This window comes from Photobacterium kasasachensis, assembly GCF_050336885.1.
GTDB classification, from domain to species: Bacteria; Pseudomonadota; Gammaproteobacteria; order Enterobacterales; family Vibrionaceae; genus Photobacterium; species Photobacterium kasasachensis.
The window spans coordinates 1-25,706 of the sequence record NZ_JAKJSH010000030.1; the positions used below are offsets into that span (position 1 = coordinate 1).

Annotated in this window: 27 protein-coding genes; 18 read left to right on the forward strand and 9 right to left on the reverse strand. The window is 46.6% G+C overall.

All coding sequences use genetic code 11. The features are described 5' to 3' along the window. Positions 1 to 352 precede the first annotated feature (352 nt). The 5 genes from L4D19_RS27440 (at position 353) to L4D19_RS27460 (ending at position 3,751) form a co-directional block, all read left to right on the forward strand. Positions 353 to 874 carry a lecithin retinol acyltransferase family protein gene (locus L4D19_RS27440; RefSeq protein ID WP_428455038.1) on the forward strand — a complete coding sequence of 174 codons (522 nt, stop codon included), beginning with the start codon at positions 353 to 355 and terminating at the stop codon, positions 872 to 874. Positions 875 to 983: 109 nt separating this feature from the next. Then, the gene (locus L4D19_RS27445) at positions 984 to 1,262 is read left to right on the forward strand and encodes a polyhydroxyalkanoic acid system family protein (RefSeq protein WP_338046936.1); all 279 of its coding nucleotides are present in this window, start codon (positions 984 to 986) and stop codon (positions 1,260 to 1,262) included. Between the two features lie 210 nt (positions 1,263 to 1,472). Next, positions 1,473 to 2,069: a phasin-related domain-containing protein gene (locus L4D19_RS27450; protein ID WP_428455039.1), complete on the forward strand. Its 597-nt coding sequence runs from the start codon at positions 1,473 to 1,475 to the stop codon at positions 2,067 to 2,069. Positions 2,070 to 2,163: 94 nt separating this feature from the next. Further along, on the forward strand, positions 2,164 to 2,523 hold the full coding sequence (locus L4D19_RS27455) for a phasin-related domain-containing protein (RefSeq protein WP_160655553.1): 360 nt from the start codon (positions 2,164 to 2,166) through the stop codon (positions 2,521 to 2,523). A gap of 292 nt (positions 2,524 to 2,815) precedes the next feature. Then, complete coding sequence (locus L4D19_RS27460; RefSeq protein WP_428455040.1) at positions 2,816 to 3,751, forward strand: alpha/beta hydrolase; 936 nt, start codon at positions 2,816 to 2,818, stop codon at positions 3,749 to 3,751. A gap of 5 nt (positions 3,752 to 3,756) precedes the next feature. On the opposite strand, the gene L4D19_RS27465 is transcribed toward L4D19_RS27460, so the two are convergent. Both L4D19_RS27465 and pbpG read right to left on the reverse strand, forming a co-directional pair. Continuing rightward, positions 3,757 to 4,689 carry a GlxA family transcriptional regulator gene (locus L4D19_RS27465; protein ID WP_428455041.1) on the reverse strand — a complete coding sequence of 311 codons (933 nt, stop codon included), beginning with the start codon at positions 4,687 to 4,689 and terminating at the stop codon, positions 3,757 to 3,759. Positions 4,690 to 4,726: 37 nt separating this feature from the next. Further along, positions 4,727 to 5,620 (reverse strand): D-alanyl-D-alanine endopeptidase, encoded by an 894-nt coding sequence (pbpG, locus tag L4D19_RS27470; protein WP_428455042.1) that lies wholly within the window; start codon positions 5,618 to 5,620, stop codon positions 4,727 to 4,729. A gap of 294 nt (positions 5,621 to 5,914) precedes the next feature. Here pbpG and L4D19_RS27475 point away from each other — a divergent pair, with 294 nt between their 5' ends. The 3 genes from L4D19_RS27475 (at position 5,915) to L4D19_RS27485 (ending at position 7,220) form a co-directional block, all read left to right on the forward strand. Further along, positions 5,915 to 6,271 (forward strand): MmcQ/YjbR family DNA-binding protein, encoded by a 357-nt coding sequence (locus tag L4D19_RS27475; RefSeq protein WP_428455043.1) that lies wholly within the window; start codon positions 5,915 to 5,917, stop codon positions 6,269 to 6,271. A gap of 87 nt (positions 6,272 to 6,358) precedes the next feature. Further along, positions 6,359 to 6,835 carry a GNAT family N-acetyltransferase gene (locus tag L4D19_RS27480; protein WP_428455044.1) on the forward strand — a complete coding sequence of 159 codons (477 nt, stop codon included), beginning with the start codon at positions 6,359 to 6,361 and terminating at the stop codon, positions 6,833 to 6,835. 184 nt (positions 6,836 to 7,019) lie between these two features. Then, positions 7,020 to 7,220, forward strand: a complete 201-nt coding sequence (locus L4D19_RS27485) for a hypothetical protein (RefSeq protein WP_428455045.1) — start codon at positions 7,020 to 7,022, stop codon at positions 7,218 to 7,220. Positions 7,221 to 7,242: 22 nt separating this feature from the next. Here L4D19_RS27485 and L4D19_RS27490 read toward each other — a convergent pair whose 3' ends face one another. The 6 genes from L4D19_RS27490 to fdhD form a co-directional block, all read right to left on the reverse strand. Continuing rightward, on the reverse strand, positions 7,243 to 8,202 hold the full coding sequence (locus tag L4D19_RS27490; protein ID WP_428455046.1) for a hypothetical protein: 960 nt from the start codon (positions 8,200 to 8,202) through the stop codon (positions 7,243 to 7,245). Between the two features lie 376 nt (positions 8,203 to 8,578). Beyond that, complete coding sequence (locus tag L4D19_RS27495) at positions 8,579 to 9,211, reverse strand: TetR/AcrR family transcriptional regulator (RefSeq protein ID WP_160655532.1); 633 nt, start codon at positions 9,209 to 9,211, stop codon at positions 8,579 to 8,581. Positions 9,212 to 9,301: 90 nt separating this feature from the next. Then, positions 9,302 to 9,817 (reverse strand): DUF2505 domain-containing protein, encoded by a 516-nt coding sequence (locus L4D19_RS27500; protein ID WP_428455047.1) that lies wholly within the window; start codon positions 9,815 to 9,817, stop codon positions 9,302 to 9,304. A gap of 9 nt (positions 9,818 to 9,826) precedes the next feature. Continuing rightward, positions 9,827 to 11,815, reverse strand: coding sequence for an SDR family oxidoreductase (locus L4D19_RS27505; RefSeq protein ID WP_428455048.1), 1,989 nt, complete (start codon positions 11,813 to 11,815; stop codon positions 9,827 to 9,829). A gap of 557 nt (positions 11,816 to 12,372) precedes the next feature. Next, positions 12,373 to 13,287, reverse strand: coding sequence for a substrate-binding domain-containing protein (locus tag L4D19_RS27510; RefSeq protein ID WP_428455049.1), 915 nt, complete (start codon positions 13,285 to 13,287; stop codon positions 12,373 to 12,375). After that, positions 13,288 to 14,223 carry a formate dehydrogenase accessory sulfurtransferase FdhD gene (gene fdhD / locus L4D19_RS27515; protein WP_428455050.1) on the reverse strand — a complete coding sequence of 312 codons (936 nt, stop codon included), beginning with the start codon at positions 14,221 to 14,223 and terminating at the stop codon, positions 13,288 to 13,290. A gap of 223 nt (positions 14,224 to 14,446) precedes the next feature. On the opposite strand from fdhD, the gene L4D19_RS27520 reads away from it, so the two are divergent. The 9 genes from L4D19_RS27520 (at position 14,447) to cobB (ending at position 24,252) form a co-directional block, all read left to right on the forward strand. Beyond that, positions 14,447 to 14,923, forward strand: a complete 477-nt coding sequence (locus L4D19_RS27520; RefSeq protein ID WP_428455051.1) for a DUF3305 domain-containing protein — start codon at positions 14,447 to 14,449, stop codon at positions 14,921 to 14,923. After that, the gene (locus L4D19_RS27525) at positions 14,913 to 15,629 is read left to right on the forward strand and encodes a DUF3306 domain-containing protein (protein WP_428455052.1); all 717 of its coding nucleotides are present in this window, start codon (positions 14,913 to 14,915) and stop codon (positions 15,627 to 15,629) included. The genes L4D19_RS27520 and L4D19_RS27525 overlap by 11 nt, the downstream gene beginning before the upstream one ends. A 342-nt stretch (positions 15,630 to 15,971) precedes the next feature. After that, positions 15,972 to 17,693, forward strand: a complete 1,722-nt coding sequence (locus L4D19_RS27530) for a 4Fe-4S dicluster domain-containing protein (RefSeq protein WP_428455053.1) — start codon at positions 15,972 to 15,974, stop codon at positions 17,691 to 17,693. 10 nt (positions 17,694 to 17,703) lie between these two features. After that, positions 17,704 to 18,321, forward strand: coding sequence for a TorD/DmsD family molecular chaperone (locus L4D19_RS27535; protein WP_428455054.1), 618 nt, complete (start codon positions 17,704 to 17,706; stop codon positions 18,319 to 18,321). 109 nt (positions 18,322 to 18,430) lie between these two features. Next, positions 18,431 to 18,646 carry a twin-arginine translocation signal domain-containing protein gene (locus tag L4D19_RS27540; protein ID WP_160655512.1) on the forward strand — a complete coding sequence of 72 codons (216 nt, stop codon included), beginning with the start codon at positions 18,431 to 18,433 and terminating at the stop codon, positions 18,644 to 18,646. 13 nt (positions 18,647 to 18,659) lie between these two features. Next, positions 18,660 to 21,515, forward strand: coding sequence for a formate dehydrogenase subunit alpha (locus tag L4D19_RS27545; protein ID WP_428455055.1), 2,856 nt, complete (start codon positions 18,660 to 18,662; stop codon positions 21,513 to 21,515). Positions 21,516 to 21,527: 12 nt separating this feature from the next. Beyond that, positions 21,528 to 22,145: a formate dehydrogenase FDH3 subunit beta gene (fdh3B, locus tag L4D19_RS27550; protein ID WP_428455056.1), complete on the forward strand. Its 618-nt coding sequence runs from the start codon at positions 21,528 to 21,530 to the stop codon at positions 22,143 to 22,145. 103 nt (positions 22,146 to 22,248) lie between these two features. Further along, a complete protein-coding gene (locus tag L4D19_RS27555) occupies positions 22,249 to 23,319 on the forward strand; it encodes a formate dehydrogenase subunit gamma (protein WP_428455057.1) in 1,071 nt (356 codons plus the stop codon). A 222-nt stretch (positions 23,320 to 23,541) separates the two neighbouring features. Further along, complete coding sequence (gene cobB, locus L4D19_RS27560) at positions 23,542 to 24,252, forward strand: Sir2 family NAD+-dependent deacetylase (protein ID WP_428455058.1); 711 nt, start codon at positions 23,542 to 23,544, stop codon at positions 24,250 to 24,252. A 62-nt stretch (positions 24,253 to 24,314) separates the two neighbouring features. Here cobB and L4D19_RS27565 read toward each other — a convergent pair whose 3' ends face one another. Beyond that, a complete protein-coding gene (locus L4D19_RS27565) occupies positions 24,315 to 24,740 on the reverse strand; it encodes a PACE efflux transporter (RefSeq protein WP_428455059.1) in 426 nt (141 codons plus the stop codon). A gap of 90 nt (positions 24,741 to 24,830) precedes the next feature. Here L4D19_RS27565 and L4D19_RS27570 point away from each other — a divergent pair, with 90 nt between their 5' ends. Beyond that, on the forward strand, positions 24,831 to 25,706 hold the full coding sequence (locus L4D19_RS27570; RefSeq protein WP_428455060.1) for a LysR family transcriptional regulator: 876 nt from the start codon (positions 24,831 to 24,833) through the stop codon (positions 25,704 to 25,706).

The window sequence follows — 25,706 nt, forward strand, 5'->3', positions numbered from 1 at the left end:
TAATAATATAATACTTCATAGTAATATCTTTATTTATTACAGACCAAGTACATTTATGCGTTATTGTAATTTCTTGATGTAAAAGAATTACACTACCTTATATTTATAGCAGCAAAAAAGTGATATCACCTAGGTAACTGGCTATTTAGTAAAGATATCTTAGAAATGAGACACATCAATCCTTGACCTTAGACATGAGACAGTCAGTATTTGTATTACACTTACCGTTAATAAGACGTACTTTCATTCAAGCGCGTAGTTGAACCTAAAGAATTTGCAAGAACAACAAGACATTGAAAATATCATCAAGCTTAGAAAGTTGAAATGTAAAGGGCGGATAGGAGTAATTTAGATGTCAGAATTCTATTACCCTAAGGGGACAGTATTAAAAATCAGATGCAGTACTTATTGGCATTATGGTATTTCGGACGGCAATGGATGTGTGGTTCATAATTCGAAAAAAAGACGGCGGGTTCAGTTGGATACCTTGGATGAGTTTTCAGAGGGAAGGGACATTGTGGAGAGCACAATTACCAGTGCAAAGCCAGAGCAAGCTTACCATTACGCCACCCAGCAAGTTGGCCGGTCGTATAACCTTTTTAGCCAGAATTGCGAGCAGTTTGTTCGCGAAGCGCATGGGTTGCCTGTCGAATGTACGCAGTTCCAACAGTGTGTGGTTGCCTTGGCTGGCAGCTACATCATATTAAACGCTGAGGCTCCGGTGCTGAAAGTGGCCGGAATGGGGCTGTTGCTTGGCGCATTGTTTTCACCGACAGAGCATCGCCCGTACGGCCAGGCGGTCAAGGGAGCGAGGCTTGCAGTTGGCAGCGCGATGTGGGCAACACAACTGTTCAGGAAACTGAATATTTTGTGAGTGATATAGATTATTCACTATTGGATCTTCACCACAGAAATGAAAATCGTGCACAGGTATGTTAAAAAGAAGTAACCGAGTAAATACACTAAATCGAGTGAGCTTCTTTGTGACTATTTTTATTGAACGTAACCATGATTTTCCTTTAGATGATATCACTGTTCTATCGGAGCAAATCGCAGGAGAGCTTGAGCAGGAATATGGACTCACCTGGGCTTGGGAAGAGAATAAGCTTCTGATCAATCACGCGTCTGCAAGGGGCTTTCTGCACTCCGAGGAGGGCAAGATTACGATAGAACTAAAACTAGGGTTTGCGGCCAGTCTATTCTCGGCCAGTATCGAAAACCATATTTCTGAGCGGCTAGATCAGTTGCTGCTTCCTAATTAATTGAATTTATTGCACTAAATAGAGCCCATTGATGGGCTCTTTTTCCTTCCCCCTGTACCTTGCCGAATTGTTGTTCGATTTTTTGATCCAGCACACGATAAATTGTTGTTTTAGTAAGAACATTCTAATTGAAATTCATATTCTGTTGTTAAGCAGTCAGGCAATACCCACTGGCTGACAAGTTGTCACAGAGATATGGAGGGCACACTCATGGGCATCTTTAAACAGACTGCGGAAGAATCTAAAAAAGAGCAGATTCGTGACGCTATGGTCTACAACATCTGGTTAGCTGGTTTGGGCGCTTATGCAAAAAGTGCAGACGAAGTAAATCAATTGTCGGATAAAGGAAAAAGCTTATTCGATGAGTTAATTGAACGCGGTCGAGCTGTTGAATCTAAAACCAAAGAGCGCGTACATACCGCTCGCAGTCATACTTCGGTAGCGATTGAAGAGCGTGTACACACGGTGGTTCAGAAGCTTATTGGTATTGATAATGAGCGTCTTGACCGTGTGGATGACAAGATTGATCAACTGACTTCAAACATTGAAGCGCTATTGGCTCGTCAGCAAGAAGTGGCGAAGCCGGCAGCGAAACCTGCGGCGAAGAAACCGACCGCAAAGTCTGCAGATAAGCCGGCCACAACGCGGACAAGAAAACCAAGCGTTGCGCGTCGTAAGCCTGTTAAGGCTGCAACTCCGGTACCTAAAGAACCAGTGGCTGAGAAGAAAACCACTTCTGAGCCGGTAAAGCCAAAAGCCGTGGCCGCTAAGCCAGTTGAGGAAAAAAAGCCGGCAACTGAAGCCTAAGCGGTGTAGGGAACACGCACAGATAGCAAGTGAGCCATCGGTGTTTGTATAGATATTTTGACAATCCAGCGTGAATGCGCAGGGGGATATGATTATGAGCGATAACACAGTAGTGAAAGCGGCCAAAAATGTCGTTGAAAGTGGTGAGGGTGTTGCACGCAACATCTGGCTAGCCGGTTTAGGTCTTTATAGCCGCAGCCTAGAAGAAGCGCAGCAAATCAATGAGAAAACTAACCAGGTATTCGACGAGCTCGTAGAGCGTGGTAAAGAAGTCGAAATTGAAGCTAAAGAATGCATTGGTAAAAATGCAGAAAAAGCGACTGATGAAGTAGAAGCAGGTATGAATGACCTTTTCTACCGCCTCAGTGGCGTTGACCGTGAGAAGCTTGAGCGTATGGATGAAAAAATCGACAAGCTGACAGTTGCGGTTGAGAAGTTGGCAGAAGCAGAGTAACTGCCAGCGCAGGGTTACGATCAATAAGCCAGCCAGACGATAATGTAACCCTGTTAGGCATAACTGCCTTTCCCAGTCTGTAGGCAGTTTGCCTTTTAGGTTGCGCGTGGGCCATGCACGCGCACCTTTTTTAATTGTATGGCGTAGTCAGATTTAAACAGCGATGTTCGTTATTTTGGACATATTTAATCGCAGTTGTTTGGGAGATTGAGCAATGTTTTTCTGCCATATGTTGACCAATCAGGATTTTTAATCCTAAATTTGTTACTGAATTGTAATAAAGGTGGCGTTTATGGATAGTTGGCGAAATAGGGCTTTCAATAAGGTGTTATTTCGGATCATGCGACAGCGGCTTGCTGGTTGTAATACCACACAAGAAATGCGTGATTTGATTTTAAGTATTGATAACTATGGTGCATTGATCTCGGCGCCAAAAGGGATGGAAGTCATCCCAACTAAATTTGCCCATATATCTTGTGATTGGGTCAATATGCCCCGTAGCAGCGGCAGTAAAATAATTTTGTATTTCCACGGGGGTGGTTTTTGTTTTCATAGCCCCAAAATACATGGTGCCTTTTTGGGCCGTCTGGCCAATGCGACAAAATCTCGTGGATTAATGGTGGACTACAGTCTTGCGCCTGAAAACCCTTATCCCACCGCCCCTGACGAGTGTTTTGCCGTCTACCGCGCTCTGCTCATTCAAGGTTATTTGCCACACCAAATCGTATTGGCCGGTGACTCAGCCGGGGGGAATTTAGCAATGACGACGCTGCTCAGATTAAGAGAAGCTAATCTCCCTATGCCTGCTGGGGCGATACTTATGTCGCCGGTATCGGATATGGCCGTTACTGGCGAATCAGCCTTTAAAAAGTGCAAAGATGATCCTTTCTTTGACTTGAGTACGCTGTTGTTGATGCGCAATAACTATATCGGTAACCAGAACCCCTGTAATCCGGACATTTCGCCATACTATGCCAAACTGCATGACTTGCCGCCGATTTTTATTACGGCAGGAACCGAAGAGTTGTTAATGGATGATGCGGTAAATCTTGCCGAAAAAATTGGCGCAGATGGAGGCGATGTTACTATCAATGTGGTGAAGGGAGTTCCCCATGTCTACCCGTTGTTTTACCAGTTAAGTGAAGCCCGGGAAGCAATCAAACTCATGGCAGGCTTTATCAACGAAAAATATAAATCAGCCAAGTCTGAGCAAAAAAAAGCCAGCTAGCGAGGCTAGTGCGCTCTTGTAAAGCGACGACGAAAGTCTCTCGGGGTCAGGCCTGTTATTCTGATGAAAATCTTCCGAAAGGCACTGATATCTTCGTACCCAACCTGGCTGGCAATAGACTCAATACTTGCCGCTGATGATTCGATTAAATCACAGGCTTTCTGAATTCGTGTCCTTTGTAGGTATTCAATAGGCTTTAGCCCTGTTGCCTTAACAAAGCGGCGCAAGAAGGTTCTTTCTGTGAGAAAACTCATTTCAGACAACTTGGCGACTGAAACTGACCGATGAAAGTTAACCTGGATATATTGCTGTATTTGCAGCACGGTCTGATCGCCATGCCCACGCTTGGGGATAAAGCGCCTGTAGTAACGCTGCTCCCGCTCACCCGTATCGACTACCATACTTTTTCCAAGCTGACGCATAATACTGGGGTGTGAAAACTGGGCAACTAACTCCAGTCCCAGATCGACCCATGACATAATCCCTCCGGCAGTAATAATGTCACCGTCATTGACGAGAATTCTCTCGCTGTTAAGTACAAGGTTCGGAAAGCGGGTCGATAGCTTATCTGCCAGCCCCCAATGCGTCGTGACTTCCCTGGCATCGAGAAGCCCTGTAGCGGCTAGGATGAAAGCCCCCGCACAGGCAGAGCAGATAATAGTCCCCGCCTGGTGGGCGGAGATAATCCCTTCGCAAAGATCCGCCGGTGGGGCCTGATAGGCTTGCTCGTCCAGGCTAGGAGGAATAACAAGAACCTGATAATGCGGCAGTTGATTGTCAATAGACTGGATGATGCTGGTTTCAAACTGTATGTTTGAGTCTTCTTGCTGGCCAATGCGATTGGCCAGCAAGAACAGTTCACTCAGGCCAAATACTGCAGACTGAAGGCAACCGGGATAGTTTAGGATGCCTATGCGTACTTGTTTGTTTTTGTGCACTTGTATGTCATTTTCTGAGTTACATCGAAAAATAGAGCTACTGGGTTAGTTCAGCTAACTTGGTGCGTTGGTAATGCTTGGCTGAGTCAGAGATTTTGCCGCTATTTCCGGTCTGGATCCATCTTTTAATTCTTCCCGCATCACCGACAGGGGTAAGTTTGCCGTAAGCATCAAGCATTACCATCAATAGTTTATTGCCATCGATACTGGTAACCATCGCAAGGCAATAGCCGGCAATATCGAGGTAACCGGTCTTGCTCAGTTCGACGTTCCACTTTTTACCGCGGGCAAGGGCGTTGGTGTTTGTATATCCCAGTTTGTATCGCGGTTTTTTGAAATATGCGGTATGAACCGGGGTGGTGCTGTACTTGCGGATCTCAGGATAATCGTATGCCGCTTTTACCATCTTGCTGATGTCGGCTGCTGTCGAGACATTCTTTGGGCTAAGGCCGGAGCTGTCCACAAAGCGGGTATCAGTCATTCCCAGAGATTTGGCTTTGGCATTCATGGCCTCGACAAAAGCACTATAGCCGCCAGGGTAGTTGTCTGCCAGTGCTGCAGAGGCAAGGTTTTCGGATGACATCAGGGCAATATGAATGGCTTCGCCGCGGCTGAGTTGAGATTCCATTCGGATGCGTGAATAACCGTTATAGATACGCTCTTTATCGGTTTTGTCGAAAGTGATTTTCTCCTTAAGGGATAGATCGGCATCCAGCACGACCATGGCGGTCATCAGCTTGGTGATCGATGCAATTGGCATAACGATATCAGCATTTTTTTGAAACAAGGTTTCACCAGATTTGAGATCGGTAACAAAGGTACTGACAGAGGCTGTTTGAATTTTGCTCGGATCCAGATTGGTTTTATCTGTTGATGCAATGGCGCTGCCTGCGCCCCATAAGGCTAAAGCCAGTAATAACACTCTACCCACAATGACTCCTTGGCGTAGATGGAAAACGTTCTACCCAAGCGTACAGTGGCTGCTCGGGCTTCTTAACAAAGTGGATAATAGTTCACTTTATTGATTGCCGGTGCAAGTCATGATTGTGTAAAGCCGAGTTAGGGCACATTATGAGTTATTGCCGATTATACCCGAGTGATTTCAAGATGCTGAATGTGACGGGTTTTCAGGGTTTGCAGATTGCAGATGGCCTGCAACCTTGGCATTTGTTAACGTATTGAATTAAAAGCGGTTGAACCTAAAACCAAGTAATGAGGAGAAGTTGTGAAACAGCAGGAGCTAGAAGAATATCTGGGAAAATTTCCGGGATCTGAGGGCAGCTATCCGTTTGGCCCTGAGGCATTGGTATATAAGGTGATGGGAAAAATGTTTGCGCTGGTGGCCATTCACCAAGGTGTCCCTCAGGTTACGTATAAGTGCCAGCCAGCCGATGGCGAGGTTTTGGTCAGTCAGTTCGAGGGTATTATTCCTGGTTACCATATGAATAAACGCCATTGGATAACTGTGTCGTTAAGCAGCGATGTTAACGATGCTATGTTGGTGGATTTGGCCGATAAGTCATACCAGCTAGTTGTGAGCAAGCTAAGAAAGGTTGACCGCGAGGCGTTGTCGCAACTATAGAAAACTTAACTGGTCTATCTCGTTTTATGAAAGAAAACCGCAATGTTCGGTTTGGTTAGTCGTTGCTTGATAGTTTGGGTATAAGTGATGAGTATAAGTATGTTGAGCTTCAGACAAATAGAGCCCCAAAATGCACCGATGTATCTGCTGCTAGAAGCAGATCCCTCTGAAGCGAATGTGACAAAATACCTAAAGAGTGCGCGGTGCTATGTTGCAGTCAGCAACGACGAGGTTGTCGCCGTCTGCGTGCTGAATGTTCATGATGATAGAAATAAAGACGATAACAAAATTGAGTTGTTTAATATTGCGGTGAGTCCCGATAGACAAGGCCAGGGAGTAGGGAAGGCATTTCTGCAGTTTGTGATTGAATCGGAAAAGCGGCGGGGTATCAGCTGTATTGAGCTAGGTACCGGTACTTTTGGCTATCAACTTGCCTTCTATCAGCGCCTGGGTTTTCGGGTGGATTCGATTTTAAAGAACTTCTTTCTTGATAACTATGATGAGCCTATCTATGAGATGGGTATACAGCATAAGGATATGCTGCGGTTAGTATTGCATCTGTAACCAACCCTATACATCAACCATCAGTATTTTGTATGTTTCTTTGTGTTAGGTGCGTAATTGTTGTGCATTATTGCGAGTATTGACCTAATTTATAATAAGAACATTTGGTAGCTGGTTAGAAAAAGTTGCCATATCTGATTAGAGATGAGCATTTATTTGTCATGCCTGATGTCGGAGGGCGGAGATGAATTCATTTGAGGTATATTCAGATCAAGCTAACGGGCTGAGAACTCTTATCAAACGATATGAGTGCCGGGAAGTTGTAAAGGCTCACCAGAGCCAACTTCGAATAGCGATTGTATCTGGTGAGTCCAGGGACGTTGATGATTTGATGAAGTCGCTTGAAGTTGCACAACGTGCCTTTGAGGCGACTTATCAGAAGTAGAGATATTCTTTCAACGAATTACCTAGAAGTTATACGTCAGGCTAACCGGCATCGAGATATCTTGTATTGTTGACTCCTGATGACCTTCAAACTTAGCCAGTACGGCGTATTTGCCCTTTGATACTTTCACGCTGACTTCTTGTCCTTTTCCGACAGGAAGCCCGTCAAGGTAGAAGCTGGCGGGCTTGTTGCTCAGAAGAACGATATCGAAGGATTCAACACCCACTTCTTTGACAACTTGCGCATCGATGTCTTCGTTGTATTGGACGAACAGGTTGAAGTTGGCCTTATACTCGACATTGCCATCGTAATCCATTGTGGCCGAATCGACCTTGAAATTGTTGGTGGTGCTGGTGATCTCGATTTGGCCAAAACGTGTTTCTACAGCATCGTTGATAAGCTTGGATGTTGTTTGCTTGCTTTCAAAACAAGCGCGGATAGATTGGTAAGGGGAGCATTGCAGTTTGCCTGAAACAGATACCGGAATAGGGTTGGCAAACTCTTTTTTGAGCCTGGTGACTACGCTGTCTCTGATATCGAGAAGTTTATCATTGTAAAGTTTTTTCGACTCTCTGAGCGAGCTGTTCAGCAAGACGATTCTATCATTGTACTTTTTGATCTGAGCAGTATTTAGCTTGATTTGCTCTTGATTCAGCTTAATCTCTTTAGAGGTTTTTTTCATTTCCGCGAAGTAATAGTCGGTTTTTTCTTCAGTCCCCGATAACATCTCCTCGCTGAGGCGACGCTGATATTCCTGGTATAGCTGCTTATCTTTAACAATCGTTGATTTCTGTTCTTCAATACGAGAGGAAAGCGTAAAAATGCTGCTGCTGATCTTGGTTAGCTCTTTCAGTTCAGCTGTGTTGCTGTATTTAGCTTTTATTTGCTTAACCTGCTCCGCTTCGCTTTCTATGAGCAGTGTGTTGGCATGACTGGCAAAAGACAAACTAATGGCAGCTATGAACATAGCGTTTTTAAACATGGGGCGATTAACCTTCGGAAAAGTACATATCCAACTCAGACATGCCAGGGTTTTTGCCATAGGCGACACATCTTACAAAACGATTAAGACATTAAATAATTAATCAGACTCGATGTCACTCATTTTTATGTTTTGATCATACAAAATTTATACATTTATCAAAGTTTCTTGCCGAATGGTGTACGCATACAAAGTCGTATGCATATTGCTTTGATTTACAAAGAGATACTTTGAGCTACTATCTGTCAATAAAGTGACGCAAAATGTGCGTGTAAGCGAGGTGGGGGCTATTTTTTACTTAGCTGATAAAGAAGAACAATAACGCCCGTAATAATTAAGGCGCTATTGTTTCGTTGTTATCTTGTCGGAAGCCGTATTAGCTCACGAGTTCGTCCAGCAAATCCTGGTGAGTATAAAACGGTGAGTCGGCTGATTCGGTCAAATAAGGTTCAACCATCGATATCAGGCGAAGAACACCAGCTCTGATCAATTCAGTTTCGCTGTATTTGTCATCCAGCAACGTTTGGTAATTGAGCCAGTTAAGGCTGACCAGCAATAAATTATCGGCCAGCAAAGGCAGGCTTTTTTCATCGCACTTTAACTTACCAAGACTGATAAGGTGTGCCAGCATGTCATTGCTTAGATGGCGCAGCTTTAAGATCAGTGTCCGTATTTTACGCTTGATTTGCGGGCTCTGACTGTTGAGGCTGTCGAGGTTCCTAAACAGGAAACGATAGTGAGTGAATAACGCCATAATGGTGTGCATAAATGGCCAATAGTCATCAAAATCTTTTACCTGCTTCGGGTACTCGTTGCTGATGGTAACCAGTGAGTTTTGCAGCTCGGTTACCAGGGTCGCAATTATTTCGTCCTTGCCCCTGAAGTGATAGTACAGGTTACCCGGGCTGATCCCCATTTCAGTCGCAATAATCAGTGTGCTTACCTGTGCAATACCGTCACGGTTAAACAGGTCAAGGCTAACTAATAAAATCCTGTCGCGGGTTTTCATTGTATCTTCCTTGTTTTGCTAGGGTAGCTGCGCAGTGTTGGTGAAAAAGCAACGTAACACTGGCAGCTACACATATCTCAGCGGCGGTTTTTAGTCCTCTGCAACCAGCTGTGGCAGTGTTTCACACAGAAACTCGTACTCACTTTGCATCTGCGCTTTGATATCATCACAGATGAAAGAGACTAACGTGCTGCCAATAAGCGGGACGGATGACTTAACAGTAACCGACACGTCGTTCTGGGTTGATACCCCAGTACGGTCTGTTGGTTCGCTGAACATCATCTGGCCCGAGATCTTTGCCGGGACACCAATAATTTCGACATCCATATGACATAATAGCTGCTCATTTTCCTGCCAGTGCCAGCTTTCTGTTTGCTTTATGGTATTAAAGCTGCCCAAAAGACTTTTCAGTACACCGGGTACGTTGGCTGGAACCTCGCGCTGAGTTTCCACAATGAAGCCGTCATCCGTTTCTTCGAGTTTATTGACTCGGACATTTCTGGCACCCAACTTCAGGTACTTGTCAGTGATGAGGTCGTCTTCACTGAAATAACGTAGCAAGGTATCCAAATTTTCCTTGTAGTCATGAATGGCTGTAACTTGCATAGTGTTCCCTTACATATGTATTTCACGGATGATGCTAGATAATGCCATCACATCGGCGCTATCTTGTTTTGGATCTGAATCATGCTCCAAGCCATCAGATTCAGGCGCCATGTTAAAGCCGGTACTCATTACCAGTTCGCCAATCTTCGGATAAACACCATGGACCAAGGCAGCAAACAGACCAAGACGGTTTGCAATACGTTTAGGTTTTTCAATGATTGCTTTGACAATCAGGTCGGCCGCTTCTTCGGATGTCAGCAGCGGGATCCCACCTTCAGCCTTCCGGTAGTGATCAGCGATCATCGGTGTTTCCACCAAAGGCATATTGATAGTGGTAAAGTTGATCCCCTGGCCGCACAGCTCGGCACCGGCGGTACGGGTAAATGAGTCCAGTGCAGACTTCGAGGCCGCGTAGGCAGAGAAGCGTGGCTGGTTGGTCAAAACGGCAATCGAGGAGACATTAATAATATGTCCGGCACGTTGCTCGACCATCTCAGGCAGTAGTCCCAGGATCATTCTTAGCGAACCGAAGTAGTTGATCTGCATGGTACGTTCGTAGTCATGCAGACGCTCAGTGGAGTGCATAACTGAACGACGGATTGAACGTCCGGCGTTATTGATCAGGATATCAACCTTGCCGTGATCACGCTTGATTTCTTCCAGCACTTTTTGGCTAGGTTCATCTTTGCTTAAATCACACTGGTAGATATATGCGCGGCCACCGCGGCGCTCTACTTCGTTACGGGTTTGCTGCAGGCGCTCCAGATCACGGGCAATAAGCACCAGCGTGGCGTTTGTTTCGGCCAGTTTCAGTGCTGTGGTATAGCCAATACCTGATGATGCACCCGTCAGGGCAATCACTTTATTGTCGACACAACCTTTCAGGGGTCTGTCAACGTGAAGCGAAGGATCAAGGTTGCGTTCCCAGTAGTCCCAGATGTTGTTGGCGTAATCCGGAAGGCGAGGGCAACTGATGTTACTGTCTGACAGTGCACTCAATGTGTTGGTGCAATCAAACTGAGTCGGGTAGTTAAACATTCCCAGCGCATCTTTAGGGACCCGTATTTCCTGGCTAATTGCATCAATGAAACGCTTGAGGACAGGAAGCTGGCCAAGCTGGCTCCAGAAGTGATTTGGTACCATACGGAACAGGCGCATATCCAGACGCATTGCCATCTTAGGGGCGTGGCCTGCCTCGGCAAACATATTGATGACTTCGCCGGCGCGATAAGGATCAGGATCCACCAGGTGGAAGCACTGTCCCTCAACATTGTCCTTGTGAGAGATATGATCGATACAATCAGCAACGTAATCGACCGGTACCAGGTTCAGTCGGCCACCTTCAAGCCCTAGTAGTGGCATCCACTCTGGTAGCGAGCGACGCAGGCGCTGAATGATCTTAAAGAAGTAATAGGGGCCGTCGACACGATCAGCCTCACCGGTGACTGAATCACCAATAACAATACCCGGGCGGTAGGCACGCCATGGGATCGTTGCCGATTCTCTGACCAACTTTTCCGCGTCGTGCTTGGTGGCGAAGTAAGGATGATCAAGACCAGTTGCCTCATCCAGCATATCTTCGCGGAACCAGCCACGGAATTGACCGGCGACAGCGATAGAACTGACGTAGTGGAAACAACCTGCGTTAATACGTTCTGCCAGTCTGAGCGTATTTTCTGTGCCGTTAATATTGGCACGCATCATTGCTTCTTCTTCTGCTTCAAGATCATAAATTGCTGCAAGGTGGTAGAAGTTAGTGATCTTACCTGTTAGCAATTTGATGTTGTCGGCAGAGAGTGCCAGGTTCGGTTCGGTTATCGACCCACGGAAACTATGAAACTTATTTTTGGGAAGTTGATATTTTTCAATGAGAGACTGAAGCCTTTCTTCGCATGCTTCGCTAAATGACAGTACGTAGATATCTCCCGGTCTCTTAGCCAGACGCCTTAAAAGTTGAGATCCGATAAATCCAGTTGCGCCGGTTATGAATGAATTCATGACCACTCCTTACGCTATTTATATTTCATGTAAATTCAGAGTAATTTATTACTGGTCGGAGGACCAAGTTCTAGTGTGCACCTAGTGGCACAAAACTTAAAGCATAACAGGCAGAAATTAGGTATAGATCAATATTCCAAGCGGGAATTTTTTATTTTAGAGTAATTGCTCACATATTCAACAGAAAGCTATCTGAAATGTACATTACCTAACCATTTATAATGTGGTTTGTTACTAATTGGTATATTGGTTTTGCTTATGATTCTCACTAAGGAAAATGCTTATCGATTGCTTCAAACGTACGGTAATCGATAAGCAAAATGATGGAAGGGGATGAGCGGCTTGTTGAGTGGGAAACGTGCTATTGATTGGCTGAATAAAACGTAGTTCTCGTTTGAATGAAAGTGAGTTGGTGTTGCTTTGATTGCATTGTTTCCCGCCTCCCAACTCACGGGGTTCTTTTGATGGCTTTCTTTCGAGGCGTAAAAAATCCGCCAATGCATTTTTGCTATCATTGGCGGCCTGCTTTCCTACTTGGCATTATTGAGTTATGGCGATCAATTCGCACTCCAAACCTGGGTGCCGGTTCGCTGAAAATTATAGCCTTGCAGCTGATCGCCTTTGGCCTGTATCTCAGGATCAGATAAAGCCTGAATCAGTTGCTGTTGCAGCGCTCTGAAATAGATGTTTTTGGGAATAACCAGCTCAAACGCTTCCCGGCAAAGCGGGATAAAGCCCAATCCAAATTCTCCGGCAGTGCTTTGGCTTGCGCAGCCGACATCTGCCTGTCCGCGGGCAATGGCGGAGGCCAGTTCGCGCTCGCTATAACAAATGTCGGCTTTGGTCAGCATATCTATATTGAAGGCATGGCCGTGTAACCATTCTTCAAGTGCGCGCATACTCCCGGCACCTTCCTGACGAAGTGCCCACCGCCAGCGAGAAGCCAGCAACTCTTGCGGGTTAAGCGAACGGGCATTGATACAGTCCGCGATCTCATGGCTCACTACCAATCCCTGCTGACGCTCAAAGGCATGGATAAGCACCCAGTTTTTGTGGCCCGGGTATTGCTGAAGCAATGCTGGGTGACGCAGTGGCGCCTCATCGGCATGGCCCCAGTGGATAGCACACATATCTACATGACCTTTGCTAAGCATAGCTAAACCCTGGCGGGTGCCGGTTGAGGTATAGCCGACCAGTGCCGTGCTACCCAGTTTGTTGGCCATGTTGCCGACAATCATCTGAAGGAGTGGATCGTCAGAGCCGGCGATCAGTAAACGATCATTCAGTACGCCGTTATGGCAGGACTCCAGCAACCATTTATCGAGCATGGCTTTGGGAAACAGCCATTTTCCGGTTACCTTGGTAGCAGGCAGCAAGCCGTCGTTGGCAAGGGCATATACCTTCTTTTCGTTAAGGTCTAAATACTCTGCAACCAGCTTGGCATTCATGAACTCGGGAAAGCTGGTGGACATTTATGCATTGCCTCCAGTCTGTTTTGTTTCGGATCGCTGATGATCATTTTCACCTTTGTGGTCTGGTTTATGTTGGTCATCTAGCGGAGTGAGTTTATTTCCGTCTTCGGCATTTGCGCCCTTGACGTCAAGGACTAGGTTTTCCTGGCCGTTGTAGACTTGAAAGCGATGTCCTTTGGCACGAGCTATCATGGTGATCCCCAGCTTTTGAGCCAGCTCATACCCCATCTGTGTAGCACCTGAACGTGATAGCAAAACTGGGATCCCCATTTGGGCGACTTTAATCACCATCTCGGAGGTCAGTCGGCCTGTGGTGTAGAAGACTTTGTCTTCGCCTGTTTCACCCTTTAACCACATCTCGCCAGCGAGGGTATCAACCGCATTGTGTCGGCCGACATCCTCGACAAAAGACAGAATGTCAGTGTCCTTACAAACGGCGCATCCATGAACAGCACCTGCTGCTTTATAGGTTTCGTTATGATGCGTAAGTGACTCCAGCAGCCCGTACAATTTTGACTGCGGAATGGTCGGTTGGGGAAGCGTAACGCCTTCCAGTTTCTTCATTACGTTACCGAACATGGTGCCCTGACCACATCCTGAGGTCACTGTTTTCTTACCCAGCTTCTTTTCAAGACCATCTGTGCTCTCTTTGGTGATCACAGCCGCCGAATTGGTATCCCAGTCAATGATCAAAGATTCAATGGCGTCGATATCTTCAATAAATCCCTGGTTTTTTAAATAGCCAAGGACCAATGCGGAAGGCCGCTCGCCAAGGGTCATCAAGGTAACAACCTCAATCCAGTTCAGGTAAACCGTTAAGGGGTGCTCGCAGGCGATTTCTTTCTCCATCATATCGCCATACTCGTCCATGACTTGAACGGTCATAGTCTGGTTGACGGATGATTTGGTTTTAATGATTTTTGGCAGTTGGGTCATCAGAAATTCCTGCTGATTCGAAAACGTTCTAATTATGTCTATGCTCAATAGGGTTTATCGGCAGACATTCTTTTTCATGTCGTTAGTAGTTTCACAGTCTAGCAAACATCATTCCAACTATATGAGTAAGGAGTGTGGAAATGAGCGATTAAACTGAAGTTGGTCTGATAATTGCTTTATGTGCCTTATTCAAGAGTAAACGAGTAATGATTAAGGAGCGCATGTGCCAGATTTGCATAAAGATGAATCCATATGGCCGATAGCCTTTCGTTTGGCCTCTGAAGAGAAGCAAATTGGTCGTTGGTCGACCTTGTCCTGGTCTATTGAAGATGTCTGTCTTTATGATCAGGACAAAAAGAATGAAGTTGCCCAATCAGATGGTGGCTACATCCTCCCATTGGAACTTTACCGTGATGAGCGTACCGAATATCGCTTTAATTTGAGCTCTCAGGATCCGCACTTATTCATTGTTTGTGAAGAGGAGAACGAGCAACTTTCCCCGCTATTGGTTACTGCAGCACAAAGCGTTGCGGGCAGTTATATGGATGGTGATTATCAAGTTCTCCATATCCAAATCCCGCTTCAGGTCCAGGCCTGGATGGAAGCTTTTATTGGTCGTCATGGCGAGTTAATCGAGTTCAGACGCAAGCGTTGTAAAGACAAAAGTAAAGATAAGAAAGGGCGCTCTAGTGGCAACTAATTTTTTCCAGCGTTGGTCAAGCAGAAAGCTGGCATCGCGCGAAGACGCTGTTGAGAAACAAGATGCTGTTGAGTCTGATGCGGATCCTCTTCTGATTGATGACACTGCGAGCTTAAGCCAAGTTACTGAAGCAACAAATAAATCATCTCATGACGATGACTCTGGTACTGGGCCTAATCTATCGAAAGATGAAGACGAGGCAAGTGGAGCAGAAGCGCTGACGCTGAAAGATGTTGTCAATGTAACCTTTGATGGCGGAGTCACGTCGTTTATGAGAACGGGCGTTGATAAGTCTGTGAAGAAAGCGGCATTGCGTAAGCTGTTTCACTCAGACGAGTTTAACTATGTCAGTGATATGGATGATCACACGGAAGACTTTTCCAATGTCCCTACCTTGGATTCCGGTGTGACCAAACAGCTTCGAAACTGGGTGAATCAGGCGTCAGAAAAGCTAGAAAAAGTGTCAGAACAACTAGACGCTTCAGATCAAATGGCCCAATCAATATCTGATGATGGTGAGGATACGTGTTCCGCAGAGTCTGAATACATTGAGCTTGTCACGAAGACTGAACCCACTGAGCTTGAACCCATAGAGTTAGCATCTCAAAACGCATCTATCCCTACCTTGTCAGAAGAAGTATCTACTCGTTGTGTAGATACGTGTGATGAGCATGATGCGGTAAAAGTCCCTTTAGCTAGAAGCTAAGACACGATGCTAACCACTCTTAATTAATGAAAAAGAAAAGTCGGCTGTTACAAAAATGAGGCAGCAGAACTGAAGTTGGGACAAAAAGGGAATAATACCCTTAAAAAAGATCGGGACATTTTGGCGCACTGCTCAAAAATAGCTAGGACAAATTGTCCCATGGCGAGTGGTTCAAATTGCCTCTTTCTGACTTTAGTTCCCTTTAGGTCATTTTATTCCGTGAAAAGTTGGTTCGGTTATTGCTCTTATAAGGGCTATGAAGCGTCCTGTTTATAAAACCTTTTATTAAACAAGGCTCTTCAATCGGCACTGACTGACGGTGACGAGTAGACAGGAATAAGAATGTTAAAAAGTACACTAGAAGCATTTTCTGACAAGAACGGACAAGCACGACACACTGCGATTGCAGGTACTGTCGAGCTGTCAAACCTGATCCCGCCTACGGTTTCTTATGAAAGCCGCGGGAACGTGTTGCTGATTGGTGAGCAAGAAACGATAACTGCACTGAAATCTCAATTTTCGGCGCTGAATTCGGTGACGTTGCTTGTAACAGAGAAGTTAGCCAAAGCAGATACGGCAAGTAAGGGTGAGAACCTGTATTTCAGCTCACAGGTAAAGCTTAAAGGTTACCTAGGGGCGTTTGAAGTGACTTGTCGTGTTGGTGGTGCTAACCCGGTTTCTGTTTCAGAAACAAAATCTGAAACTGGGGATACGGAAGCCTTCACGAACTTGGCAAAAATAGCGATTGGTCGTGATTGTTTTGATCTTGTGGTTGATATGACGCCTGAAGGCGTTGTTAAAACAGAAATTCCGGCTCCTGGTTATTATGGTGTGGGTGCAGGCAAGGCGAAACTAGCGAGTGTTATTGAAGATCTTCCGGATATGCTGGGAACATTCGATAAGCCCAAATATTTTCGCCTGAACCCGGATCTTTGTGCCCATTCGTCGCGCGGCGTGAGTGGCTGTGATCGTTGTGTCGATGCGTGCCCCGCGGGTGCATTGTCCAGTAATGGTTATGCCATCGAAATCAATCCGTACCTTTGTCAAGGAGTGGGAACCTGTGCGACGGCTTGCCCTACAGAAGCCATTAGTTATGCACTGCCTGATCCTGATAATACTCAACATTTTGTATCCCGATTATTAAACCGTTATCAGCAAGAAGGGGGAGAAAAGCCCACTCTGCTTATATATGGCAATCGAGACGAGCAATCTGTTGTGAATGCGCTAGCTCATCTTCCTTCTACAGTTATCCCTGTAGCGTTGGAAGAGTTGGCAACCGTAGGGATTGATACTTGGTTTACTGCCTTGGCCTACGGAGCGCATCAAGTGCTTCTGGCTACAAATACAGTTTATATTCCTGCCACTATTGATCGTGTTTTGTCTGACGAGCTTTCGGTTGCTCAGACATTTCTTACTGAGCTTGGTTATGAGGCCGACCGGATTGCATTGTTTGATCTCGCCTCGGCGGCATCCTTTACGCCTTTCGATATCCCTTTGCTACCAATAGCAACAACATCTTCTGTTGAGCGCCTTGAAGGCAGCAAGCGAGAGAAACTTTTTGCGGTACTTGAGTTGCTGTATAGCGCTGCAGAGAAAAAGCCTGTCCGTTCAGATGTACCTGCCAATGCACCGTATGGTTCGGTGGAATGCCAGTCTGATGATTGCACCTTGTGTATGGGATGCGTGGCGGTTTGTCCGACCCGCGCTTTGCATGCCATTGGTAATCGTCCGGGTTTGTTGTTCATTGAAGAAGACTGCGTGCAATGCGGTATGTGTGAAAAGGCCTGCCCTGAGAAGGTGATTGCGCTTAAGCCGGGTTTTAACTGGAACAAAACTGAACGTCAGGAAGCGCGGGTTGTTTATGAGGAAGAAGCGGCTTGTTGTACAAGTTGCGGTAAACCATTTGCTCCGGCATCCATGGTGAAAATGCTAACTGAAAAGTTACAAGGTCACTCTCAGTTTCAGGGAGAGGCCATTCGCCGGCTGGCTATGTGTGAAGACTGTCGCGTACGTGATGTCTTTTCAAAGATCGACGCTGATCCTGAAAGTCAGTTAAGGGTGTAAGGAGCGAAGTATGGTTCAACAAATGGAACAACCGATGGTAAATCAGCCACAACAAGCAGAAACGTCACTGCGAATCGAGATCTACGCCATGCTTGCGCATCTGATGCGTCAGGCGCCTGATGAAAATGTCCTGAACTGGCTGGCCGATCTGAACGTGGAGATCGCAGAGCATCAAACCACTGAAATGGCAGCAGCCTGGCCGCTACTAAGACTGGCTGCGCAAAAGGCCAACCTTATCGCCGTTGAAGAAGAGTATCAGGATATGTTTATCGGTATCGGTCGTGGCGAGATTGTGCCATTTGGATCCTGGTATTTGACGGGGTCTTTGATGGAAATGCCTTTGGCTCACCTGCGTCGAGATCTGGTCCAGCTGGGTTTTGAACGTGATGAGTCGGTGAAAGAGCCGGAAGACCACATTGCTGCGCTGCTGGAGGTGATGGCAATGCTGGTGGAGGGCGGTGATGAGCACCTGCAGAAAACCTTCTTTAATCGTCATGTCGCAACCTGGTTTGAGCGGTTATGTGCCGATATGAAAGCCGCCGAGAGCGCCGTGTTCTACTGTGCGGTTGGTGAGCTGGCTTTGCAATTTTTAACGGTAGAGAAAACGCGTTTTATTGAAGTGAACTAGAGTTTTCTGATTTTACTTTTTGTAACGACGTAATTAGAAAAAACATAAGAATCGATTCCCGGTGAACATGGTTTGGACATCAGGAACAACGATAAAGGAGCAAGCTTTTATGAGTGAGCAAAACAAAGCTATTCATAATGAAACTGATCAAAGCCGTCGCCAATTGTTGAAGAACATTGGTTTGACTGCGGCTGCTGGAGCTGTTGCTGCCGGTACGACAACCGTTGCCAAGGCCGCGGTAGAGACGCCGGAACAGAAGAATGAAAACAACACAACAGGCTATCGCGAAACTCAGCATGTTCGTGATTACTACGAAACCTTGTAAGACGGAGCAATAAATGAAACTGACTAAACGTTCCGACAAAGTGAGCAAGGACGAAAACCAGCTCGGTATCTCTCGTCGTTCCTTTATTCGTAACACTTCACTGGCTGCGGCTGGTGGTGTTGCCGGTGCCAGCATGTTTGCACCGGGTATGATGAAAAAGGCGCAAGCGAAATCGGTAGACCCGAAAGCGCCGGTAGAAGTTAAGCGTACGATTTGTTCTCACTGTTCAGTGGGCTGTGGTATTTACGCAGAAGTACAAGAAGGTGTCTGGACTGGCCAAGAACCCGCTTTTGACCATCCTTTTAATGCTGGTGGACACTGTGCTAAAGGTGCCGCGCTACGCGAACACGGCCATGGTGAGCGCCGCGTTAAATACCCGATGAAACTGGTCAACGGTAAGTGGAAAAAACTGAGCTGGGAGCAGGCTTTAGACGAAGTCAGCCAGCAAGTGATGAAAATTCGCGAAGAGTCAGGTCCGGATTCGGTTTACTGGCTGGGCTCTGCAAAACACAACAACGAGCAGGCGTATCTGTTCCGTAAAATGGTATCGCTTTGGGGAACCAACAACGTTGACCACCAGGCGCGTATCTGTCACTCGACAACGGTAGCCGGTGTTGCCAACACCTGGGGTTACGGTGCGATGACCAACTCACTGAACGACATGCACAACTGTAAGTCGATTCTGTTTATCGGCTCGAATGCCGCTGAAGCGCACCCGGTTGCGATGCAGCATATCCTGATCGCCAAAGAGCGCAACAGCTGTAAGATTGTTGTTGCCGATCCGCGCCGTACCCGTACTGCGGCAAAAGCCGACCATTATGTGTCGCTACGTCCGGGATCGGATGTCGCCTTTATCTGGGGTATTTTGTACCACGTCTTCAAGAATGGCTGGGAAGACAAAGAATTCATTCGCCAGCGTGTCTGGGGTATGGATGAAGTTCGTGCAGAAGTTGCCAAGTGGACGCCGGAAGAAGTCGAGCGCGTCAGTGGTGTGCCTGAAGCAGAAGTGTATAAAACGGCGAAGATGCTGTCTGAAAACCGTCCGGGCTGTGTCGTCTGGTGTATGGGGGGAACCCAGCACACCACAGGTAACAACAATACCCGTGCTTACTGTATTTTAGAACTGGCGCTTGGCAACATGGGTAAAGCCGGTGGCGGTGCCAATATCTTCCGAGGTCACGATAACGTACAGGGTGCAACGGACTTTGGCGTTCTGTCTGACAACCTGCCTGGCTACTACGGCTTGTCTGAAGGTGCCTGGAAACACTGGGCTGGCGTGTGGGATGTCGATTACGAATGGCTGAAAGGACGTTTTGATCAAGCTGACTATCGCGGCAAGAAACCAATGAACAACGCCGGTATTCCTGTATCACGTTGGATTGACGGCGTGCTGGAAGATAAAGCCAATATCGAGCAGAACGATAACATCCGCGCCATGTTTTACTGGGGACATGCTGTAAACTCGCAAACCCGTGGCCCGGAAATGCGCACTGCAATGGGCAAGCTCGACATGATGGTTATTGTTGATCCGTACCCGGGTGTTGCAGCGGTAATGAACGGCCGTACCGATAATGTCTACCTGCTGCCAGCGACAACTCAGTTTGAAACCACAGGCTCTGTAACGGCAACAAACCGTTCTATTCAGTGGCGTGATCAGGTAATTGAACCGTTGTTCGAATCTAAACCTGATCATGAAATCATGTACCTGCTGTCGAAAAAGCTCGGCCTTGCCGATCAACTGTTCAAGCATATCAAGGTTGAAAATAACCAGCCGGTGATTGAAGACATTACCCGAGAATACAACAAGGGTATGTGGACCATTGGCTATACCGGTCAGAGTCCGGAGCGTCTAAAGGCACACCAGCAAAACTGGCATACCTTCCACAAAACGACGCTTGAAGCTGAGGGTGGTGTTGCCGACGGTGAAACCTACGGTCTGCCTTGGCCGTGTTGGGGTACGCCTGAAATGAAGCATCCGGGTACTCATATTCTTTACGATACATCCAAAACGGTTGCCCAGGGTGGCGGTAACTTCCGTGCCCGCTTTGGTGTTGAACGAAATGGTGAAAGTCTGCTGGCAGATGACAGCTATTCGCTAGGCTGTGAGCTTGAAGACGGTTATCCGGAATTCAGTGACAAGATGCTCAAGCAGCTTGGTTGGTGGAATGAACTGACTGCTGAAGAAAAAGCCGCTGCTGAAGGTAAAAACTGGAAAACTGACGTGTCCGGCGGCATTCAGCGCGTTGCGATCAAGCATGGCTGTATTCCTTACGGTAACGCTAAAGCGCGTGCTGTTGTCTGGACCTTCCCGGATGCCGTTCCGTTACACCGTGAGCCACTTTACACACCTCGCCGCGATCTGGTGACGGATTACCCGACCTGGAATGACAGCGAGGCGATGTTCCGTCTTCCGACTCTGTATAAGTCAATTCAGGACAAAGACGTCTCTGGCGAGTACCCGATCATCCTGACGTCTGGTCGTCTGGTTGAGTACGAGGGTGGTGGTGATGAAACCCGCTCTAACCCTTGGCTGGCCGAGCTGCAGCAAGAAATGTTTGTTGAGGTTAACCCGAAAGATGCCAACGATTTGGGCTTCCGTGACGGTGATATGGTGTGGGTTGAAGGTGCCGAGAAGGGGCGTATCCATGTTAAGGCGATGGTAACTCGCCGGGTGAAACCTGGCTTGGCGTTCATTCCGTTCCACTTCGGCGGTAAGTTCCAGGGTGAAGATCTGCGAGGAAACTACCCGGAAGGCTCTGCACCGTTTATTTCCGGTGAATCAGCAAACATTGCAACCACATATGGTTACGATCCTGTCACTCAGATGCAGGAAACCAAAGTAACCCTATGTAAGATCTCTAAAGCGTAAGGAGTCATTCTGATGGCACGTATGAAATTTCTTTGTGACTCTAAACGTTGTATCGAGTGCAACGGTTGTGTTACCGCCTGTAAAAACGAAAACGATGATGCGCTTGAGTGGGGCATCCAGCGCCGCCGCGTAGTTACTCTAAATGATGGTGAGCCAGGGGAAACCTCAATTTCGGTTGCCTGCATGCATTGTAGCGATGCGCCGTGTATGGCGGTGTGTCCTGCTGACTGCTTCGAGCAAACCGAAGACGGTATTGTTCGCCACAATAAAGACTTGTGTATTGGCTGCGGATACTGCCTGTTCGCCTGTCCGTTCGGTGCGCCTCAGTTCCCTAAACAGGGCGCATTTGCCGAGCGCGGCAAGATGGACAAGTGTACCTTCTGTGCCGGTGGTCCGGGTGTAGAGCCTGGCTCGCACGAAGAGAAGCAAAAGTACGGGGCAAACCGTATTGCAGAAGGCAAGCTGCCAATGTGTGCATCTTTGTGTTCGACCAAGGCGCTGCTGGCTGGTGATGCAGCCAAAATCTCCGATATCTACCGTGAACGTGTGGTAGCTCGCGGAGCAAAAGAAGCGGGGTGGGCTAATACTGATGATCTTGCCTATGACGCAGGCAAGGTACGTAAGGCCTAATCACGATAAATCTAGTGTTTCAAAGCACTAATCGGTTTCAGCCTGTTACCGGGCTGAAACCCTTGTTAAGTAAAAACTGTTTTTCAAACAGTCGGGAGTGTTAATGACTAAGCGAATTCAACGCTGGTTTACAATACTGGTTACTGCATTCATGCTGACGTTTTCGCTGTCAGTGTTAGCCAGTCATGAAACCAGCCAACAATCTGATAATACGCGCTTGGGCGAATCTGTGATTCAGAAAGAAATCGTAGGGTTTGCCGGAGCCGACTATTGGCGCATGGTCAAGGATGGTCAGGAAGGGTATACCACATCACAGTCGCCTGAGCACGGGGTGCTAATTTCCGTACCGGGTCAGACGTGGTTTATCCTCAAAGAGAAGTGGATGTCACCTTTGGGGGCATTGGCTATTTTTGGCAGTTTGGCGTTGGTTGCATTGGCGTATGTAACTGTCGGCCCGTTAAAGCTCAGCAAGCCTAAAACAGGTCGTAAGATCAAGCGCTGGAGCCGTATGGATCGCGCATTACACTGGAGCATGGCCTTCACCTTTCTGACGCTGGCGTTCAGTGGCCTGACGTTGGTTTATGGCAAACACTTCATCAAGCCAGTGGTGCCTACTGAGTTATGGGGCTGGATAATATATATCGCCAAGCAATACCATAACTACATTGGTCCGATTTTCGCCATCTTGTTACTGACGGTGCTTATCAAATGGTGGCGCAAGAGCATCTTCAATATGGTTGATGTGAAGTGGTTTATGAAGATGGGCGGCATGGTTGGTAAACACAAAGGCACTCATCCTTCGGCAGGGTTTTCTAATGGCGGTGAGAAGGCGATTTTCTGGCTACTGATCTTTTTCGGTATCTTTATCACGGTCAGTGGTTTCATTCTGGACTTCCCGATCTTTGATCAAACTCGCCGTGACATGGAGTTGTCGAACCTCGTGCATATGTTCTCGGCACTGATATTGATCTGTGGTTTTGTCTTCCACATCTATATCGGCCTGTTTGGGATGGAAGCGGCACTAGATGGCATGATCACGGGTGAAGTTGATGAGACCTGGGCGAAAGAGCATCATGACCTATGGTATGAAGAGGTAAAAGATTTGCCTGAAAATCAGCCAGGTTATGAAGAAAAGCTTGAAGCTTCGAAGAAGCCTGCTCAGGATAATGCATAGTTAGTTTTTACTTGCAGGTCCCTGAAAAGACAAGCAAAGCCGGTGAGTGCTCCTCGCCGGCTTTTTTTCGTTTGGAGAGTTGCACTATGGACAACTTCCTTAATGCACTATAACTTTATGAATGTAACCTTAAAACATTAGACTAATGTCGAATACTTTTGACTTATAACCTTATGAAAACAATGGTATAAATAGCTTATACAAGCTGAAAAGGACGTATCTATGCTTTTCCCGTATCGTAATATCGTTATTCTTACCGGCGCCGGCATTTCAGCTGAATCGGGCATTCGTACCTTCCGTGATCAAGATGGATTATGGGAAAATCATCATATTGAAGATGTCGCAACTCCTGAAGGATACCGTCGTAACCCATCTTTGGTTCAAGATTTTTACAATCAACGCCGCCAGCAACTCGAGAGCGGTACGGTGGCCCCCAACGCGGCCCATTTGGCGCTGGCCAAGCTCGAACGTGAACTGGAAGGGCAAGTTACTGTTGTTACCCAGAATATCGATAATCTTCACGAGGCAGCAGGAACAAATAATATTATCCACATGCATGGTGAACTCTTAAAGGCGCAGTGTAGTAACACTGGCCAGAGTGTAGCTTGGAGCGGGAACATCTCTCTAGATGATCATTGTCATTGTTGTCAGATGCCAGCCCCAATGCGCCCGAATGTGGTGTGGTTTGGTGAGATGCCGATTGGCATGGACCGCATTCATGATGCGCTGATGAAAGCCGATCTGTTTATTTCGATTGGTACTTCTGGCGCCGTATATCCTGCTGCCGGTTTTGTCCATGAGGCGGCTATGCATGGTGCACACACGGTAGAGCTCAATCTTGAGCCGAGTGAAGTTGAAAGTGAGTTTGCTGAAAAGCGCTATGGTCCGGCTTCGGTGTTGGTTCCGGAGTTTGTGGATCAAATTCTGTCTTAGCACTCTGCGTTTAATTTAAACACTAAGCCCGTGGGTATATAACCACGGGCTTTGCTTACTTCTTATGAAGTAACCGCTTTTCGTGCTGTTATTTTTGAGCGTACTTGATCGTAAGCCCAGTTATAGATGATTGAGTAAACCAAAAAGAAGATAACAATACCCAGATCAAGGACGAATACTGTCCAGAAATCCATTTGTAGCACCCACATTAATAGCGGAATTGTAACGATCAGCAAGCCCACTTCAAAGCCAAATCCGTGCGCGATACGCATGCCGAGTTTTCGTGATAAACGATCATGACCAAAAATATGGTCGAAGCCTAAGTTATAGACGTAGTTCCAGGCCATCGCCAATAGCGATAAGACAATTGCAATACCGCCAACAACACCTGGGTTGTGGGAAGTAAACAGTGTCGCTGCAACCATTAGGATGAATAGTGCAATCGCTTCAAAAAGCAGGCTGTGCAAGATACGTTCTTTAACTGACATGGGTTAATACTCTTAAGGGATAATCTATGCAGCTAATGTATCTTAATATATGATTAGATCTAGTTAGTTAATATCATAATTTGTGATGGTATGTATAATCTCGATCAGTTGAATATGTTTGTTACGGCTGCGAAGCTGGGTTCTTTTTCAGCAGGCGCCAGAAAGTTAGGTAAGGTTCAATCTGCAGTAAGCCAGGGGATTTCTAATCTGGAAATTGACCTTGATGTGACTCTTTTTGACAGGAGTACCCGAAAGCCAACCTTAACCAATGAAGGCAAGCACCTGCTGACTTTTGCCGAGGCTATATTGCAGCAGGCCTATGAGCTTGAAAGTGCGGCAAAGGCACTAACCAATAATGAAGAAACTCAATTAACTTTAGCAATTGAAGATAGTCTGCAGGTTACACGCTTTTATACGATTATTGATGATTTTGCATGCCAGTTCCCAGCAACATCACTGAACATTATGACGATGTCCAGCAGCGATACTATCCAGTATGTTCTATCTGGGAAGGCGAATATTGGCGTTATTTTGAGTGATATGACATTCATTAAAGAAGCTGATATTTGCTATATCGGTAATATGTCGTTTGTTCCTATTGTTTGCAAAACACACCCATTAACAAGCCTGGAGAATGTTACACCAGCAGATCTGATCCCTCATCGGCAGTTGATGATCAAGGGCGCTAATGGTGTGCATCAGGCACATTTACAGCCGGTTTCATCGCAGGTTTGGTATGGCAATGACTACCGCGCGTTGTTAAAAAGTGTTGAGATGGGGTTAGGCTGGACTTACATGCCAAGGCATCTTGTTGAACAGGATGTTTCCCGTCAACTGCATATACTTCCGGTAACATTCGACTATAAAGACTGGTCAGTTCCGATTGAGTACATCACACCGAAAGATTGCAGTATGGGCCCGGCAGCTAAGTGGTTATGCCAAGCCATAAATACCTTGTTGGATTAG

Coding starts and splice junctions, on each gene's coding strand:
- L4D19_RS27440 (WP_428455038.1), top strand. CDS start 353: ATGTCAGAATTCTATTACCCTAAGGGGACAGTATTAAAAATCAGATGC.
- L4D19_RS27450 (WP_428455039.1), top strand. CDS start 1,473: ATGGGCATCTTTAAACAGACTGCGGAAGAATCTAAAAAAGAGCAGATT.
- L4D19_RS27455 (WP_160655553.1), top strand. CDS start 2,164: ATGAGCGATAACACAGTAGTGAAAGCGGCCAAAAATGTCGTTGAAAGT.
- L4D19_RS27460 (WP_428455040.1), top strand. CDS start 2,816: ATGGATAGTTGGCGAAATAGGGCTTTCAATAAGGTGTTATTTCGGATC.
- L4D19_RS27480 (WP_428455044.1), top strand. CDS start 6,359: ATGAGTATAAGTATGTTGAGCTTCAGACAAATAGAGCCCCAAAATGCA.
- L4D19_RS27485 (WP_428455045.1), top strand. CDS start 7,020: ATGAATTCATTTGAGGTATATTCAGATCAAGCTAACGGGCTGAGAACT.
- L4D19_RS27490 (WP_428455046.1), bottom strand. CDS start 8,202: ATGTTTAAAAACGCTATGTTCATAGCTGCCATTAGTTTGTCTTTTGCC.
- L4D19_RS27495 (WP_160655532.1), bottom strand. CDS start 9,211: ATGAAAACCCGCGACAGGATTTTATTAGTTAGCCTTGACCTGTTTAAC.
- L4D19_RS27500 (WP_428455047.1), bottom strand. CDS start 9,817: ATGCAAGTTACAGCCATTCATGACTACAAGGAAAATTTGGATACCTTG.
- L4D19_RS27505 (WP_428455048.1), bottom strand. CDS start 11,815: ATGAATTCATTCATAACCGGCGCAACTGGATTTATCGGATCTCAACTT.
- L4D19_RS27510 (WP_428455049.1), bottom strand. CDS start 13,287: ATGTCCACCAGCTTTCCCGAGTTCATGAATGCCAAGCTGGTTGCAGAG.
- fdhD (WP_428455050.1), bottom strand. CDS start 14,223: ATGACCCAACTGCCAAAAATCATTAAAACCAAATCATCCGTCAACCAG.
- L4D19_RS27530 (WP_428455053.1), top strand. CDS start 15,972: ATGTTAAAAAGTACACTAGAAGCATTTTCTGACAAGAACGGACAAGCA.
- L4D19_RS27535 (WP_428455054.1), top strand. CDS start 17,704: ATGGTTCAACAAATGGAACAACCGATGGTAAATCAGCCACAACAAGCA.
- L4D19_RS27540 (WP_160655512.1), top strand. CDS start 18,431: ATGAGTGAGCAAAACAAAGCTATTCATAATGAAACTGATCAAAGCCGT.
- L4D19_RS27545 (WP_428455055.1), top strand. CDS start 18,660: ATGAAACTGACTAAACGTTCCGACAAAGTGAGCAAGGACGAAAACCAG.
- fdh3B (WP_428455056.1), top strand. CDS start 21,528: ATGGCACGTATGAAATTTCTTTGTGACTCTAAACGTTGTATCGAGTGC.
- L4D19_RS27555 (WP_428455057.1), top strand. CDS start 22,249: ATGACTAAGCGAATTCAACGCTGGTTTACAATACTGGTTACTGCATTC.
- cobB (WP_428455058.1), top strand. CDS start 23,542: ATGCTTTTCCCGTATCGTAATATCGTTATTCTTACCGGCGCCGGCATT.
- L4D19_RS27565 (WP_428455059.1), bottom strand. CDS start 24,740: ATGTCAGTTAAAGAACGTATCTTGCACAGCCTGCTTTTTGAAGCGATT.
- L4D19_RS27570 (WP_428455060.1), top strand. CDS start 24,831: ATGTATAATCTCGATCAGTTGAATATGTTTGTTACGGCTGCGAAGCTG.